Source organism: Bhargavaea cecembensis, from assembly GCF_001619585.1.
Classification (GTDB): Bacteria; Bacillota; Bacilli; order Bacillales_A; family Planococcaceae; genus Bhargavaea; species Bhargavaea cecembensis_A.
Genome location: NZ_LQNT01000009.1, coordinates 1,109,603 through 1,124,642, shown reverse-complemented (window position 1 = coordinate 1,124,642; position 15,040 = coordinate 1,109,603). Strand labels below are relative to the sequence as shown.

At 54.7% G+C, this 15,040-nt stretch carries 20 protein-coding genes; 18 read left to right on the top strand and 2 right to left on the bottom strand.

Annotation, left to right across the window (positions count from 1 at the left end):
• Positions 1–20 precede the first annotated feature (20 nt).
• From dctP to AV656_RS09005, 12 genes are all read left to right on the top strand, one after another.
• Positions 21–1,142, top strand: a complete 1,122-nt coding sequence (gene dctP / locus AV656_RS09060; RefSeq protein WP_063181036.1) for a TRAP transporter substrate-binding protein DctP — start codon at positions 21–23, stop codon at positions 1,140–1,142.
• 68 nt (positions 1,143–1,210) lie between these two features.
• On the top strand, positions 1,211–2,563 hold the full coding sequence (locus tag AV656_RS09055) for a TRAP transporter large permease (RefSeq protein ID WP_063181034.1): 1,353 nt from the start codon (positions 1,211–1,213) through the stop codon (positions 2,561–2,563).
• Positions 2,564–2,568: 5 nt separating this feature from the next.
• Complete coding sequence (locus tag AV656_RS09050; RefSeq protein ID WP_063181032.1) at positions 2,569–3,132, top strand: TRAP transporter small permease; 564 nt, start codon at positions 2,569–2,571, stop codon at positions 3,130–3,132.
• Between the two features lie 8 nt (positions 3,133–3,140).
• Positions 3,141–3,884, top strand: coding sequence for a 2-phosphosulfolactate phosphatase (locus AV656_RS09045; RefSeq protein ID WP_197462226.1), 744 nt, complete (start codon positions 3,141–3,143; stop codon positions 3,882–3,884).
• A complete protein-coding gene (locus AV656_RS09040) occupies positions 3,881–4,912 on the top strand; it encodes a phosphotransferase family protein (protein WP_063181028.1) in 1,032 nt (343 codons plus the stop codon). The genes AV656_RS09045 and AV656_RS09040 overlap by 4 nt, the downstream gene beginning before the upstream one ends.
• A complete protein-coding gene (locus AV656_RS09035; protein WP_063181026.1) occupies positions 4,909–5,301 on the top strand; it encodes an FAS1-like dehydratase domain-containing protein in 393 nt (130 codons plus the stop codon). Before AV656_RS09040 ends, AV656_RS09035 begins: the two co-directional genes overlap by 4 nt.
• Positions 5,298–5,663, top strand: a complete 366-nt coding sequence (locus AV656_RS09030; RefSeq protein WP_063181024.1) for a MaoC family dehydratase — start codon at positions 5,298–5,300, stop codon at positions 5,661–5,663. Before AV656_RS09035 ends, AV656_RS09030 begins: the two co-directional genes overlap by 4 nt.
• Positions 5,660–6,559, top strand: coding sequence for an NAD(P)H-dependent flavin oxidoreductase (locus AV656_RS09025; protein WP_063181022.1), 900 nt, complete (start codon positions 5,660–5,662; stop codon positions 6,557–6,559). Before AV656_RS09030 ends, AV656_RS09025 begins: the two co-directional genes overlap by 4 nt.
• Positions 6,552–7,382 (top strand): enoyl-CoA hydratase-related protein, encoded by an 831-nt coding sequence (locus tag AV656_RS09020; RefSeq protein ID WP_063181020.1) that lies wholly within the window; start codon positions 6,552–6,554, stop codon positions 7,380–7,382. Before AV656_RS09025 ends, AV656_RS09020 begins: the two co-directional genes overlap by 8 nt.
• Positions 7,379–8,146, top strand: a complete 768-nt coding sequence (locus tag AV656_RS09015; RefSeq protein WP_063181018.1) for an enoyl-CoA hydratase/isomerase family protein — start codon at positions 7,379–7,381, stop codon at positions 8,144–8,146. Before AV656_RS09020 ends, AV656_RS09015 begins: the two co-directional genes overlap by 4 nt.
• A gap of 4 nt (positions 8,147–8,150) precedes the next feature.
• A complete protein-coding gene (locus AV656_RS09010) occupies positions 8,151–9,023 on the top strand; it encodes a 3-hydroxyacyl-CoA dehydrogenase family protein (protein WP_063181016.1) in 873 nt (290 codons plus the stop codon).
• 18 nt (positions 9,024–9,041) lie between these two features.
• Positions 9,042–9,794 carry an SDR family NAD(P)-dependent oxidoreductase gene (locus AV656_RS09005; RefSeq protein WP_063181014.1) on the top strand — a complete coding sequence of 251 codons (753 nt, stop codon included), beginning with the start codon at positions 9,042–9,044 and terminating at the stop codon, positions 9,792–9,794.
• A gap of 320 nt (positions 9,795–10,114) precedes the next feature.
• Here the strand turns inward: AV656_RS09005 and AV656_RS09000 are convergent, their stop codons facing one another.
• Positions 10,115–10,975 (bottom strand): glycerophosphodiester phosphodiesterase, encoded by an 861-nt coding sequence (locus AV656_RS09000; RefSeq protein ID WP_063181012.1) that lies wholly within the window; start codon positions 10,973–10,975, stop codon positions 10,115–10,117.
• Positions 10,976–11,613: 638 nt separating this feature from the next.
• Between AV656_RS09000 and AV656_RS08995 the strand changes: the two genes are divergently transcribed.
• The 4 genes from AV656_RS08995 (at position 11,614) to AV656_RS08980 (ending at position 13,791) form a co-directional block, all read left to right on the top strand.
• Positions 11,614–11,883, top strand: a complete 270-nt coding sequence (locus tag AV656_RS08995; RefSeq protein ID WP_197462234.1) for a hypothetical protein — start codon at positions 11,614–11,616, stop codon at positions 11,881–11,883.
• Positions 11,884–12,052: 169 nt separating this feature from the next.
• A complete protein-coding gene (locus AV656_RS08990; RefSeq protein WP_063181008.1) occupies positions 12,053–12,955 on the top strand; it encodes a hypothetical protein in 903 nt (300 codons plus the stop codon).
• On the top strand, positions 12,952–13,158 hold the full coding sequence (locus AV656_RS08985) for a hypothetical protein (RefSeq protein WP_063181006.1): 207 nt from the start codon (positions 12,952–12,954) through the stop codon (positions 13,156–13,158). Before AV656_RS08990 ends, AV656_RS08985 begins: the two co-directional genes overlap by 4 nt.
• A gap of 114 nt (positions 13,159–13,272) precedes the next feature.
• The gene (locus tag AV656_RS08980) at positions 13,273–13,791 is read left to right on the top strand and encodes a YfiT family bacillithiol transferase (protein ID WP_063181004.1); all 519 of its coding nucleotides are present in this window, start codon (positions 13,273–13,275) and stop codon (positions 13,789–13,791) included.
• Between the two features lie 57 nt (positions 13,792–13,848).
• Here the strand turns inward: AV656_RS08980 and AV656_RS08975 are convergent, their stop codons facing one another.
• On the bottom strand, positions 13,849–14,112 hold the full coding sequence (locus AV656_RS08975) for a hypothetical protein (RefSeq protein WP_063181003.1): 264 nt from the start codon (positions 14,110–14,112) through the stop codon (positions 13,849–13,851).
• Positions 14,113–14,319: 207 nt separating this feature from the next.
• Between AV656_RS08975 and AV656_RS16365 the strand changes: the two genes are divergently transcribed.
• On the top strand, positions 14,320–14,478 hold the full coding sequence (locus AV656_RS16365; protein WP_156484831.1) for a hypothetical protein: 159 nt from the start codon (positions 14,320–14,322) through the stop codon (positions 14,476–14,478).
• Between the two features lie 219 nt (positions 14,479–14,697).
• Positions 14,698–15,012, top strand: coding sequence for a hypothetical protein (locus AV656_RS16360; protein ID WP_156484830.1), 315 nt, complete (start codon positions 14,698–14,700; stop codon positions 15,010–15,012).
• Positions 15,013–15,040 lie beyond the last annotated feature (28 nt).

The window sequence follows — 15,040 nt, the reverse complement described above, 5'->3', positions numbered from 1 at the left end:
AGTAAAAGGAGTTGAACGAGATGAGATGGACGAAGAAATCGAAGCTGATGGGGGCTATTCTTCTGGGTGCCTCGATGATGCTCGCTGCATGCGGGGGAGAGACCTCCTCTGAAGATGCCGCTTCTGCGGAAGGCGAAAAAATTACGCTCCGCGCGGCAACGGGACTCAGCCCGCAGCATGCCTGGTGGGCAGGCGGCATGGAGCCTTGGATGGAGCGGGTCACGGAGCTGACGGATGGCCAGGTGGAGTTTGAGACATTCGTCTCGGGCGAACTGGTCGCCGTGCCGGACGAGGCGGAGGCGGTTGAAAACGGCACGGTCGACATTGCCCTGATCCTGCCGATCTATCAGCCGGACCAGTTCCCGATGGCGGAAGTGACGATGCTTCCGCTCAGTCACTCCGACACGATGATTGCATCGAAAGCATGGAAAGCGCTGCTGGAGAGCGATGTGGAGCTGCAGGACGGCAAGACGTTCACTGAGCTCCAGTTCGATCAGTTCAAGGTCTTCCCGATCTCGACCACGCAGGAATACTCGATTTCGACGACCGGCAAAGAGTTCGCATCTGCCGGTGATGTGAAAGGCACATCGCTCCGGACACCGTCCCGGATTCACGAGATGTACGCCAAGCAAACTGAACTGAACAGCATTACGATGCCGGCGGTCGAAATGTATGACGCACTGAGCCGCGGCGCCTTCGACGGCAGCTTCTACAGCATCGCGGACTGGACCGGATACGGCTTCCAGGACCTGTTCAAGTACACGGTAACGGGCATCAACTTCGGCCACTTTAACTCGTTTATCGGAATGGATGAAGACAAGTTCGAATCCCTGCCTGAAAATGTCCAGGAAGCGATGGAGCAGGCGACGGAAGAGTACTTTGAAGACTCTGCCCAGATCTGGATGGACCGCTCCGAAGAGGTCATGAAGACGAACGAAGAGCAGGGCGGCGAGTTCGTAGACTTCGCCACGCTCCCTCAGGATGTCCAGGACCACTTTAATGAAGGAATCGAGAACACTTGGGGCGACTACGCCAAGCTTCTTGAGGACAACGGACTTCCGGGTACCGAGCTCGTCAAGCTGTGGAGGGACCTCATGATCGAACAGGGCGGCGAAGTGCCTCAGAAAGTCAAAGAGATGTAATAGAAAAAATGAAAAGGCGATAATCCTGCATTATCGCCTTTTCTCAACTTAAATGGGGGTGAAACAAGATGGACAGCTATTTGGTAGTCGGAATCATCATCTTCATGATGATCGTGTTCCTTCTGATGGGGATGTATATCCATGCCGTGCTGCTGGCAAGCGGCATCATCGGCCTGATTTTGCTCGAAGGCTTCTCGATCCTGCCGGGCCTGCTTGGGAATGAACCGTTCAACCGGGTGGCGAGCTATACGCTCACGACCATCCCGCTGTTTGTCCTGATGGCGCAGTTTATCCTGCACTCAGGGTTAGTACAGGACATTTTCTACATTGTCCATAAATTATCCCGCGGGCGGCGCAGCCTTCTTGGCACACTCACGCTGATCATCGGGGGGATGCTCGGGGCGGTATCCGGTTCCGGAACGGCGACGGCCGCATCGCTGGGACAGGTCGCGGTTCCTGAACTGAGGAAGCACGGTTACAGCGGACCGCTTGCAGGCGCCATCGCATCCGCAGGCGGCTCGCTGTCCGGCATCATTCCGCCGAGCATCATCCTGATCCTTTACGGAGTGGCGACGGAAACTCCGGTCGGCGCGCTGTTCATCGGTGCTTTCATCCCGGGCGTACTCGTCATGGTGACATTCATCATTGCGATGCTGTTCTATTACCGGAGAGAGGCGAAGCGGTCCCCGGCTGCTGCAGAAGTTCAGGCTGAAATCGCAGCCGCCGCCGAAGCTGAAGCACAGGAGGAAAAAGTTCCGGTCTCAAGGCTGGCCGTCTCCGTCCTCATGGGCGTTGTCATCGTCGCCACCATTTTCGGAGGCATCTACTCCGGAATCTTCACGCCGACGGAAGCCGGAGCAGTCGGGTCGGTCGTCGGCCTGCTTACCGCACTTCTCCTAGGCAAGGTCAACCTGAGCTTCTTCAAGGCCTCACTCACGGAGACCATCAAGTTGACGGGAATGGTTATGCTCATCATGATCGGTGCCCAGATTTTCGGCCGGTTTGTGTCGCTCTCGCTGCTTCCGAGAAAGCTGATCAACCTGCTGGAGCCGGTCATGGATTCGCCGGCACTTGTCCTGCTTCTGATTTCCGCAATCCTCTTCATCATGTTCATGTTTATTGAAGGGGCGGCGGTCATCCTCATGACCATCCCGGTGTTCCTGCCGATCATCACGGCGCTCCAGGTCGACGTGCTCTGGTTCGGGGTTTTCATCTCGGTCATCTGCACAATCGGCCTCATCACGCCGCCTGTAGGGCTGAGCGTGTATGCGGTGTCGGGCGTGACAGGTATCAGTTCGGGTTCGATCTTCAAAATCGGTATGGGGTTTGCGGTATTTTCGATGATCGTCGTCTGCGGTCTGATGATCGCATTCCCTGAACTGGCGACATGGCTGCCTTCGGTCAGCAGCGGAAAGGGGTGAACGGAATGACGACATTCTATAAACTTTACGGTTACTTCGGTGTCCTGAAGAAAATCGGTCTCGTCATCAGTGCGGTTGTCGCGCTGATCATGATGTTCTTCATTACCTACGACGTCGTGATGCGGAACGTGTTCTCCAGCTCGATAAGGGGCGGGTTCGAGATCATCCAGAACTATATGATGCCGCTTGTCGTGTTCCCGGGGCTGGCCTACGTGTATGCGTCCGGCGTGCTCCCGAAGATGGAGCTGCTGTTTGCGAAGTTTTCTCCCCCGGTAAAGCGGATCCTGATCCTGCTGCTCGTCGCGATTGAAATTTTTATCCTTATCCTGGTCGTCCAGTTCAGCTGGGGCTACGCGATGGATGGGATGGAGCGGAACACGTCCTTCCCGGCAGCCGGCACGCTGTACCAGCTCTGGCCGGTGTTCTTCACGATACCGGTTGCATTTGCACTGATCGTTGTCGAAAACATCTTCCTGTTTATTAAAAACCTGGTCGAGAAAGATCCGACCTTCGTCGTGGAGTACAATCCGTCCGAAGAAGAGCAGATCATCAATCAGGCCGTGAAATGAGGAATTCCATGAGAAAAATCCACGTGGTTCCGCTAAAGGAATCCATTGATCCGGAGAAACTCAAGGATTGTGTGGCGGTGGTCTATGACGTTTTCCTGGCCACTTCCACGATCCTGTTTTTGCTCGAAAAGAATTATGGGCCGGTCACGGCGGTGGAAAATGAGGCGGCGGCACGGGCATTCCGTGCTTCCGCCCAAACGCCTGCCGTCATGATCGGAGAGTCTGAAGGAGATCCGATCGAGGACTTTCTTTATCCGGATCCTCAGCAGATCGATCCTGCCGATCGCGGCGAACGGGCGGTGTTCTGTTCGACAAACGGCACGAGGGCACTCGAGAAGGCGAAAGGGGCAAGAGAACTGCTGATCGGGTCGCTGCTGAACGGGCGCTCGCTCGCCGCCTATATCACCGAAGAGACGGAAAGCGACTCGATCGTCATCGTCGCCGCGGGCAATGCCGGCCGGCTTTCTGTAGAAGACATGGTCGGCGGGGGGCATCTGGTCGATGAGCTGCTGAAGCTGGATGAGTTCCAGCTGTCGGATGCGGCCGTGATCGCCCATCGCCTTTACGCGGAGTCGGCGAACGCAGATCACCGGGATCTCCTGGATGTTGAGACTTTCCATCTCCTTGAGGCAAAAGGGTTTCCCGATGCCGCAGAATACGTGATCCAACACAAAGACCAAGTGCCGGTTGTCGCTCGGTATTCGGCAGAGGAAAGAGGGATCGTGAAATTACGAAAAGGGGTGTTTCCATGACCGTTCAAACATTCTACATCAACTGGGAACCGCTGGAGCAGCTGTTGCGGGACAAGATTGACCTCCCTCCCGAGCCGCTCCGCTACGAGAAGTTCTCCGAGGGCTATTCCAACATGACCTATCTCCTGAAAGTGGGAAACTGGGAAGGCGTCTTGCGCCGTCCGCCGGGCGGGCCGCTGCCGCCTCGCGCCCATGACATGGAGCGGGAATTTACGCTGCTCGAGAAGATCAATCCGTTGTTCCATTATGCGCCAAGGCCTTACCTGCTCCATGAAGACGAAGCGATCATGGACAAACATTTTTACGTGATGGAGAAAAAGGAAGGCGTCGTCGTCGACGAAACCTTCCCGGAGCGTTGGGGCAGCTCCGAAACGGTAGGCCCCAAGCTGTCGCGCAACCTGATCGGCACACTGATCGAGCTGCAGAACGTGGACTACAAAAAGGCAGGCCTCGAGAAGATGGGCAAGCCGGATGGGTTCATGGAGCGGCAGGTGAACGGCTGGATCCGGCGGTATGACGCCGCAAAGACCGAAGACATCCGCGGCATCGGGGAACTGGAGGAATGGCTCAAACAGTCCGTCCCGCTCAATCCGGAGACGACGATCGTCCACAACGACTTTAAGCTGAACAACATCGTCATCGATACGGATGATCCGTCGAAGACGACGGGCGTCCTCGACTGGGAGCTAGCCACGATAGGCGATCCGCTCAGCGACGTCGGTTCGGCGCTTGCGTACTGGGGAAGTGCACGGGACCGGGACATGGGCATCAACGCCGTCTCGAGCCTGCCGGGATTCTATTCCAGAAGGGAATTCACGGAAGAATACGCGCGGGTGAGCGGCCGGGACATGACCCACATCGACTTCTACCTGTCGTTCGGCTTCTACAAGCTTGCGGTCATCCTCCAGCAGATCTACAAGCGATGGGCGGACGGCACGGTGGAAGACGAGCGGTTCGGCACACTGAACGGGGCTGTCCGGAATCTGATCGAGATGGGCCATGATGCCAGGGTAGGGAAACTGCTATGACCGCAATCGGAATTGAATTCAACTACACACCGATTGTCCTGGAGCCGGAGTTGGTCCGGACCTTTTCCGAAAGCGTCGGATACAGTGGTCCCGGTCTGCCGCCGACCATCTACTCAGCCGCCTTCTACAGGGGAGAGCGGAATCTGTATACCTTCCTGGAAGAACTGGGGCTGGGGGAAGCGCATGTTCTCCATGTGGAACAGCAGTTTGAAACGCTCCGGGAGCCGGAAGAAGGAGAGACCCTTCGCATGACCTCCCGGGTGGCTGGGGACGAGCAGAAAAAGAAGTGGCGGATTTTAAAGGTGGAAACGCGGATTTATTCGGACAAAGATGAGATTGCCCGCGCCAATATGACGTACTTTTGCAGGGAAGGGGGCGATTTGGAATGACCATGCAGCAGCTGATGATCCCGGTCACCGTCACTTCCCGGCAGATTGAGGAATATGGCCATGCAAGCGGTGATCTCAATCCGTTACATATGGACCCTGAAGCAGCGAAAAAAGAGGGCTACCGCGACCAAATCGTCCATGGCCTGCTCATGATGGGCATCTGCTGGTCACGGATTACGGAAACGCTCGGACAGAAGCCGGAGCGGCTGTCCGCCAAGTTCAAGGATATTGTCTACCCGGATGAGCAACTTCTGCTGGAACTGGAGGTTTCATCGGACGGGGAAGGGACCGGCAGTCTGACCGGCCCGGACGGCACGGTGAAAGTGGCACTTGAATTCGGACACAAAGGAGGCAACCCATGAATCTGCCGGTGATCGTATCGCCGATGTTTCTCGTCTCGACTCCCGCGATGGTCGTAGAGGCCTCCCGGAACGGGCTGATCGGTTCCGTGCCGTTGCTGAATGCGCGCACCCGGGAAACGTGCGAGGAATGGCTGAAGGAAATCAGCTCTGAACTGATACACGGCGAGCCGTGGGCGGTGAATTACATTTCCCATAAGACCAACAAGCGGTTTGAAGAGGACCTGGAACTGATCAGGGAATACGAGCCGCCGATCGTGATTGCTTCGCTCGGACACCCGGGCCGGGTTGTCGAAACCGTGAAAACCTATGGCGGTAAAGTGTTCGCGGATGTCGCGACACTGAAGCATGCACGCAAATCCGCGGAAGCCGCCGTGGACGGACTGATCCTCGTCTGCGCCGGAGCGGGAGGACACGCCGGGCAGCTGAACCCGTTCGCTTTCACACAGGCGGTCCGGGAATTCTGGGACGGCACGATCATTCTGGCCGGTGCCATTTCAAGCGGCCGGGACGTCCTTGCTGCGCAGACGATGGGCGCCGACTATGCCTACATGGGCACGAGATTCATCGCGACCGCAGAAAGCAGCGCCCCCCGGGAATACAAGGAAATGCTTGTCGGCTCAGGGCCCGAGGACATCATCTATACCGATTCCTTCAGCGGCGTCCACGCAAATTACCTGATACCGAGTCTGCTGAAAAACAACATCGACCCGGCTTCGCTGAAACCGAGGGAAGATGTGGATCTTTCCCATATGACCGACGCCAAAGCATGGCGGGACATCTGGTCGGCCGGCCACGGCGTAACAGCCGTCAAGGAAATCCAGACGATGGCGGATGTAATCGGACAGCTTAAACAGGAATACGAAGAAGCGCTTAAGGGAGTGACCCAGCTTGTATGAAACGATTTCCGTAGAGACGAACGGCGGCATCCAAACGATTTTCCTCGACCGTCCTGAAGCAATGAACACATTCTCCGAGACGATGATGGAAGAACTGATCGATGCCTACACGAAAGCGGGCGAGGATGACGATGTCCAGGTGATCATCGTGACCGGCAAGGGGCGCGCCTTTTGCGCGGGGATGGACCTTTCGCAAGGGGATGACGTGTTCACATCGACCGAGTCCTTCGACGATTTCCGGGACACCGGCGGCCGTGTCAGCCTGGCAGTTTACCGGCTCAACAAGCCGGTCATCGCCGCAATCAACGGTGCCGCTGTCGGGATCGGCATCACGATGACGCTGCCGATGGACATCCGGATCGCGGCACCCGCCGCCAAAGTCGGATTCATCTTCGGCCAGCGCGGCATCGGGCCGGAAGCGGCCAGCGGCTATTTCCTTCCGCGGATCGTCGGCCATGCAAAGGCGCTTGAATGGGTCTACACCGGCCGGATTTTCCGGGCGGATGCGGAAAAAGACAGCGGGCTATTCCAGTACATTGACGACGATCCATATGCGAGAGCCGTGCAGTTGGCGGAGGAGATGATCGGAAACACTTCGCCGGTATCGAGAGCATTTTCGAGGCAACTGTTTTATTCCATGCTCGGAAGCGATCACCCGGAAGAATCCCATTTGGCCGAATCGAAATTCCTTCATTGGATCTCGGACTCCCAGGATGTAAAAGAAGGGATTGCATCATTCAAAGAAAAGCGGCCGGCAGAGTTCCCGATGAGGGCAGGTGAGCTACCGGACTTCTTCACGGAAAAGAAAGGAGCAGGCGTATGACGGTACAAATTGAGCAGGACGGCAGCATTCTTATCCTCACCATCAGCAATCCCCCGATGAACACCCTGAACGCGGACGTGCTCAAGGAATTGGACGAAGCCATCACCAAAATCGCGGAGGACAAAACGGTCCGGGCACTGATCATCACGGGAGACGGAGAGCGGGCATTTGTCGCAGGCGCGGAGATCAGCGAATTTCTCGGTCTCGACGAAGAAACCGCGCCGGCACTGCTAGGGAAGGGCAGCGGGATATTCCGCAGGATTGAACAGCTGGAGATTCCGGTCATCGCGGCCATCAACGGCTATGCCCTCGGCGGCGGACTGGAGCTTGCGCTTGCCTGCGACATCCGCGTGGCGGCAGCCAAAGCGAAAGTCGGCCTGCCGGAAGCAAAGCTCGGCATCGTTCCCGGCTACGGCGGCACGCAGCGGCTTACCCGGATTGCCGGACCCGGTACGGCAAAGGAACTCATCTTCACCGGCCGCATGATGGATGCGGACGAAGCACAGCGGCGCGGCATCATCGAAGTGATTTCGGACGGGGAAGTCCTGGACAAAGCCCAGGATATCGCTGAAGCCATCACGAAAAACGGGCCGCTCGCGGTATCCGCGGCCAAGCGGGCGATCGATGAAGGTGCGGCGCTTCCGCTGGATGACGCGCTCCGGCTTGAAACCGACATCTGCAGCCCCCTCTTCGGTTCGGGGGACATGCGGGAAGGGGCCACGGCATTTCTGGAGAAACGGCAGCCACAATTTACGGGGAGGTAATGGGATGAAAGTAGGGGTAATTGGAGCAGGCACAATGGGAAATGGCATTGCACAGGTGTTTGCGCAGTATGATCATGAGGTCATTTTATGCGATCGGTCCGGGGAGGCGCTGGAGCGGGCGAAGCAGACGATGGAGAACAGCCTGAAACGGATCTATGGCAAACAGGGCAAGACCGAACAGGACATCGCGGACACACTTGCACGGATTTCGTTCACGCTCGATATCGAAACGCTCCGTGACCGGGAACTCGTCGTCGAGGCGGTCGCTGAAAAGATGGATGTGAAGCTGGAGGTGTTCCGGAAGCTTGACGCCATCTGTCCGGAAGAAACCTTGCTGGCCACCAACACTTCGGGACTGAGCGTGACCGAGATCGCCGCCTCAACAGGGCGGCCCGACAAAGTGATCGGCACCCACTTCTTTAACCCGCCGCCGATCATGAAACTGGTCGAAGTCGTGACGGGCGAGGAAACGTCCGAAGAAACGGTGAAGGCGATCCGTGAAATCTGCGGATCAGTCGGGAAAGAGACGATCCAGACCGTCGACTCCCCGCTGTTCATCGTCAACCGGATCCTGATCCCGATGCTAAATGAAGCGATGTTCGTCTATCAGGAGGGACTTGCGACAAAAGAAGACATCGACAAGGGCATGAAGCTCGGCACGAGCCAGCCGATCGGCCCGCTCGCACTCGCCGACCTGATCGGCCTGGACACACTCCTGCTCGTCTGTGAGACGCTGCTGGAAGAAACGGGCGACTCCAAATACCGCGTTCCGCAGGTTCTGCGCAAGAAAGTCCGCGCCGGCCACCTCGGCAGGAAAAGCGGTCGCGGCTTCTATGAATACGAGCCGGTCAAAGAAAAGCAGGCATCACTCACGTAACATCGGGAGGTGAAAAGAATGTTCGACCTGACCGGAAAAACCGCCCTGATCACCGGCGGCAGCAAGGGGATCGGTCTCGCCATGGCCGAAGCGCTAGGCAAACAGGGCGCCAACATCGTGATCACGGGACGGGGAAAAGAAGCCCTATTTGCCGCGAAGGAACAGCTCGGGTTTGCGGGCATCCGGGCAGAAGCCGTCCAATCAGACGTCACGGACCGCGCCAGCATCGAATCAGCAGTCGGGCAGGCAGTGGAGCAGTTCGGCTCCCTGGATATCCTCGTCAACAATGCGGGCATGAATATCCGGAAACCACTTGTGGAAGTGGAAGAGGAAGACTGGGACCGGGTGGTCGACACCAACCTCAAGGGCATCTTCCTCGCCGGCCAGGCCGCTGCCCGGCAGATGATCCGGCAAAAGCGGGGCAAGATCATCAATATCTCCTCGGTGTACGGCCTGATCGGCGGGCCCAACCAGACCAGCTACGCCGCCAGCAAGGGAGGCATCAACCAGCTGACGCGCGTATGGGCGGAAGAACTCGCCGAACACGGCATCCACGTCAATGCCATCGCTCCCGGCTACATCCAGACACCGATGACCGCAGCGTTCCTTGAAGACAAGGAACGCACCCGGAAACTCGTCGGCCACACGATGCTCGGGCGCCTTGGCGATCTGGATGACCTTGCCGGTCCTGTCGTGCTTCTGGCATCGGACGCATCGGATTATATCACCGGCCAGATTATCAGCGTTGATGGCGGATGGTCTGCGAGGTAATAAGGGTAATAGAGCCCCTGGGTGCGGCTAGGGGCTTTTGACTGCGCTAAGATTAGCTTCTTTTAAGGTTAATATTAGATCGTTCATCTGGTGCAGTGTCTTGTGATTTCGTCGTTCAACCGAATTTCGTCATTCGTTCTTACAATCTCGTCACTGAGCCGGAAAGTTTCGTCATTCGCCCCCGGGAATCGGACGAATGACGAAACCGGGCAGGCGAGTGACGAAACTAAGCCCCTTAATGACGAAACCTCCTGAAGCATAATCCCTCCGCACAATAAAAACAGGGCCGCCCTAAAGGCGGCCCTGTTTTCCAACCTAATTCAGCTGTTTTTAACCGGATGCTTGTACACATGCTCCGTGTAATCGGTGATGATGCCGTCCACGCCGAGGTCGAAAAGGCGGAGTGCCTGCTCCTGCGAGCGGGAGGTGTACGGGTAGATCCTCATGCCCGAATCATGGACGTCACTCACGAGATCATGTGTCACGATGTTCATGTTCGGGTTGAAGTAGTCGGCGTATGCAGCGAATTCGTCCAGCTGTTCATCAGTCACATCCGCCCAGCTTGCACCGGCAAGTACGCCATGAGGGACATTCGGGAGAAGCTCCTTCGACGTCTTCATCGATTCATGATTGAACGACTGGATAATGATCTTTTCGTTGTTCGGATGGTGCAGATTGCGCTCTATCAGTGCCTCCGCTACTTTTTCCTCGATTCCCGGGTAGAGTTCAGGAGCCTTCAGTTCGATCAGGATGCCGATTTTTCCGCGGAACGCATCGAGGATCTCTTCGAATGTCGGGACCTGTTCACCTGCAAATTCCGTGCCGAACCAGCTTCCGGCATCCAGCTTCCGGATTTCTTCGAATGTCAGGCTGCCTACTGCACCCGTACCGTTTGTGGTGCGGTCGACCGTTGTGTCATGGATGGCAACGAGCTCGCCGTCCTTCGTCATCTGGACGTCGATCTCGATATAGTCCGCCTTCATCTCGAACCCTTTATGGAACGCGGCCATTGTGTTCTCAGGTGCATGACCGGAAGCCCCGCGGTGCGCCACATTGATCATCTTTTGCTGTTCCTGCTTGGAGACGATGCTGCTAAGTTCAACCTGTTCTGCTGCTGCAGTTCCCGCAAAGGAACTCATCGCAATCCCCACTCCTGCCAATACAGTTACGATCCGCTTCATCCAACCACTCCTTGTTCGTTTGTCGACTCAAGTATAAGAATCGAATATGAAGCAGACATGAATAGAATATTAATAAGTGATTGAGGTATCAGGAGATATTTTAATAGAAAATCAATAATGAGTCCCCGGAACCATCGGGTTGGGGGCTTTTTCCCTATGCTTAGGATGACCGCATTTGCCTTTGACGATTCATTCACATGGCGGGTAACTTCAATTGTTCGATTCAAAATAAAAAAGCCTTCAGGCCATGCTGAAAGCTTGTATCCAATTGCTATGTATGGGCGGCACTACCGGGCTCTCACCCCGGCCGGAGCGGCGCGTGTTTGTTTTCCACCCTCCGTCAAGAGTGCCCGTGCGCGCAGGACAGGGCGGTGCCGCGGCCCTGTGATGGATACAGGATATGCAGGAGACAGCCGTTGTATACGTAAAATTTTAAAAGTGTTTTTCACGTAAGGCTTTATGCTCTTTACTTCCCGCATTTTAAGAAAATCATTTTTCTCTCCTTAGGTCATTTTCCGGGATCCTAAAGGAGGCCGGGTGATGTGTGTCACGGAGACATCCGCCCAACCGCCGCCCCTGACAAACGCATAGGATGCACTTGATTCCCTATAAAAAGGAGAGATCTTGTGGATCCGAGATTGGCTCAGCTACTTCAGATGACAAGTCTTTATGGGACATTGGCGAAGTTTTACGAACACAGCGACCCGGAGAAACATATTTATTTCTACAAGAAACACGTACAGTATGAATTGCAGCTGGTCCAGATGTATTGGTCACTGTATGGCCACAGTCATAGTCATGGACATGGACATGGACATGGTCATGGCCAGCAAGAAGAGTCCTATTCCTGGGATGAGCATTATCAGGGCTATCAGGACCATCAGGGCTATCAGGGTTATCAGGGCTAATGATGCGGAATCATTTTTAGTTAAAGGAGCCGTTTCGGCTCCTTTTGCTGTTTTCGGGCCATACATAAAATGTGAACAGCCAATGTCATGTATCCCCGATAAAATTCAACAGACGCCGAGAAGAACGGGTAACTCTCTGCATACACTGGCACTAAGGGGTGAGGAAGCGATGTGGAATGCCTTCTGGACGTCCAGGCTGCGGCCCTTTGTGACCCGTTACTTGCCATTCGGGATTTATTTTGCCGGGCTGCTGTTTTTGCTGGGGGTCATCTTCCGCAATGTGCTGGCGTTTGACGGGGTCAGGGAGTTCACGGAGGCGGAACTGGAAAGACTCAGCTTATTCAAACTGGCGCTGGTGTCGATCGGGGATTCCCCTGAGCTTCAGAAAATCACGGTCAGCATTTGTCTGATCTTACTCTGGATCCTGTTTTTTGTAGTCGCCCGACTCGGCATGAAGAACCTGCAGCGCCTGAAGGTCATGAACTTCGAGCTGGAAGCGGAAAGTCCGGAGAAGAAAATCGAAGTGCTGAAGGAGGAAGTGGAAGGGTCGATCCACCCCGCGAAGCTGATGAAGTTCTTTTCGGGGCAGGAGGTGTACAACTTGGTGTTCGAGGTATTGCTCGAGGAAAGCTTTCAGCCGGCCGGCCGGATGCGACCGATTGGTGAAGTCTATGAATCGCTCCTCTCCGGATATCTGGAACAGACGGCCGATCAGTATCTGAAACACTACGGACACAGCTTTAACTATGAAATTATCAGCGGGCAGGAGGCGGAAGTGCTTCCCGAGCCGAAAAAGCTCCTGGTGAACAAGGCCCGCCATTCGGCAGAATCGGCCTTTGTGAACCGGGAGGCAGACATCTGGCCGAAGGAGAACATCTTCGTCCTCCGGCATGTATTCGAAGAAGAGGAGTACTTTACGATACTCACGAGCTATGCCTATGCGTTCCGCACGAGTGACGATTTCCTGTTCTCCGTGCTCCACAACATCCTCATCAGCAACATTGACCGCGCCCTCCATGTCATCACCCTTTCTGAATCGATATTCTATTTGGAGGAAGGAGAATCAGAATGAAAAATCGACGGATCAACAAAGCCTTTATGGAAGCAGCCTCCCAAAGAGCGCAACAGCAGATGAAGTCCCATATGGACCGCCTGATGGAACAGGGGAACGCCCGTACCTGCCGGATTGACCCGAGGGTGGCCGAGAAAACCCTGTTGCCGGACAATGACGGAGCGGTCTTGGACATTAAAAAGAGAATCAGGAAAATCGACTGACAGGCATGCGCTGAAAAAGTGCATGCTTTTTAGTTTGCAAGAGCCACCCCTGTTCGGTATATTGAGAGTCAATGGCGAAATATTTAGAAATCATATCGGAAAAGGGGTTTTAGCATGGATGTCAGATTCCCGATCGGTCAATTGGACGTTCCAGAGAAGGTCACGCTAAACGACGTACAGGAATGGCTTGAGCAGATCAACTCGTATACGACCCGTCTGAGAGAGTCGGTTGACTCCCTGAGCGAAGAAGAGCTCAGCAGAACATACCGTGAGGGCAGCTGGAACATCCGTCAGCTCGTCCACCACATTGCCGACTCCCAGCTGAACATGTACCAGCGCCTGCGGCTCGCACTGACAGACGACAGCCCCACCGTACCCGGTTTTGACCAGGACAAGTGGGCGGTCCTGCCGGATACCGAGCTCCCCGTGGAACCGTCCATTAAAATGCTGGAAGGAATCAATGAACGCATCTATGCCCTGGGCAAAAGCATCGCAGAAGACCAGTTGGACCGGTCTTTCATCCATGAGACGAACGGTGAAATCAAAGTCGCAACGAAGCTTGCAAAACTGTCTTGGCATGAGGAACACCATCTGGCGCATATCAAGATCGCATTGGAAAACCCTTCCAGGTAGGACCGATTAATTCATTCAAAAAAAGGCCGACCGTATACCCGGTGGGCCTTTTCCTGTTCACAGAGATCGATGGGGCTTGAGGAAGATCCGACCGTCTTCCACCAGGTCGACTTCATATCTGCCGCCAATTGCGACATTGGTGCCGTTAAGGGCTGTAAGGTTTGTGATGATGATCCGATTTGCCTGAAGGGTTCGGAAATGCTCATGAATCGGCCGGTCCGCCGTCCGGATATCGATACCCTTGGGGGAATAGGCAATCAATCCCGAGGCTGTATGTTCCCATTGATCATGTGATAACTCCCTAAAGACGACCGGCTCCAATTCATCCCCCCCTTTACTTTGAATTCAAACTTCCATTCCCTTTCTGACTACTCCGGCAAACTTATCCATAAAAGATTTGGAGTGCTTAGAGAAAGATGTTAATAAATCAAGTGTTTTAAAAATTAATTAATTTATCTTTTTGGATTTTTATTTCCAAAATCGGGTAAAAGAAAGACATACATCGTTCCATTTAAGGAGGGAGGGACCATGGAACAGGCAAAACGAACTCAGGAAGTGCTGATGTTCTCCTATGAACTGCTGCGTCTATACAGCGACCGAGTCCGCTGCCAGGATAAAGAAATTCAGACTAGAATTATGGATGATATCAGACTGCTGAGACAGGCCCTAAAAGAAACTGTAGCTTAAGGATTATGAAACTAAACGACGAATTTAAAAGAGCATGCGCCAAAACAGCGCATGCTCTTTTAAATGGATCCAACATCACTTCATCTGCTCCAGACAAACATCATAACCCGGTTCAGATGCGCTATAGCCTAAACTGCTTTATTTACCCTACATAAAATAGAAGGACCTGTTAAAAAGGGGGGATAAGTATGAGAAACCCAGGAGAGTTCTATGGGGGCCATGAGCATCGCCAAGAGCACCGCCATGAGCGGCGGCATGAGCGACGGCATGAGCGACGGCATGAGCATCGCCATGAGCACCATCACCATCATTATCACCATCACCATCACGGCCATCCAATGCACCATATGGGGCAATTCGAACATATGGGGCAATTTGGAGGATACAACCGTTTTTGAAATCAGGGGAATTCCAAGGGGTATGAGCATCAACGCCATCATACCCCCAAGGAATTCGGACATACCTCACATGTTTCCGCAACATGATTCCATCACGCTGCATGGATTGTTTCATGTAGCTGGAAGTCAGTTTTAACGGTATTAATATGAGGGAGAGGTTCGGT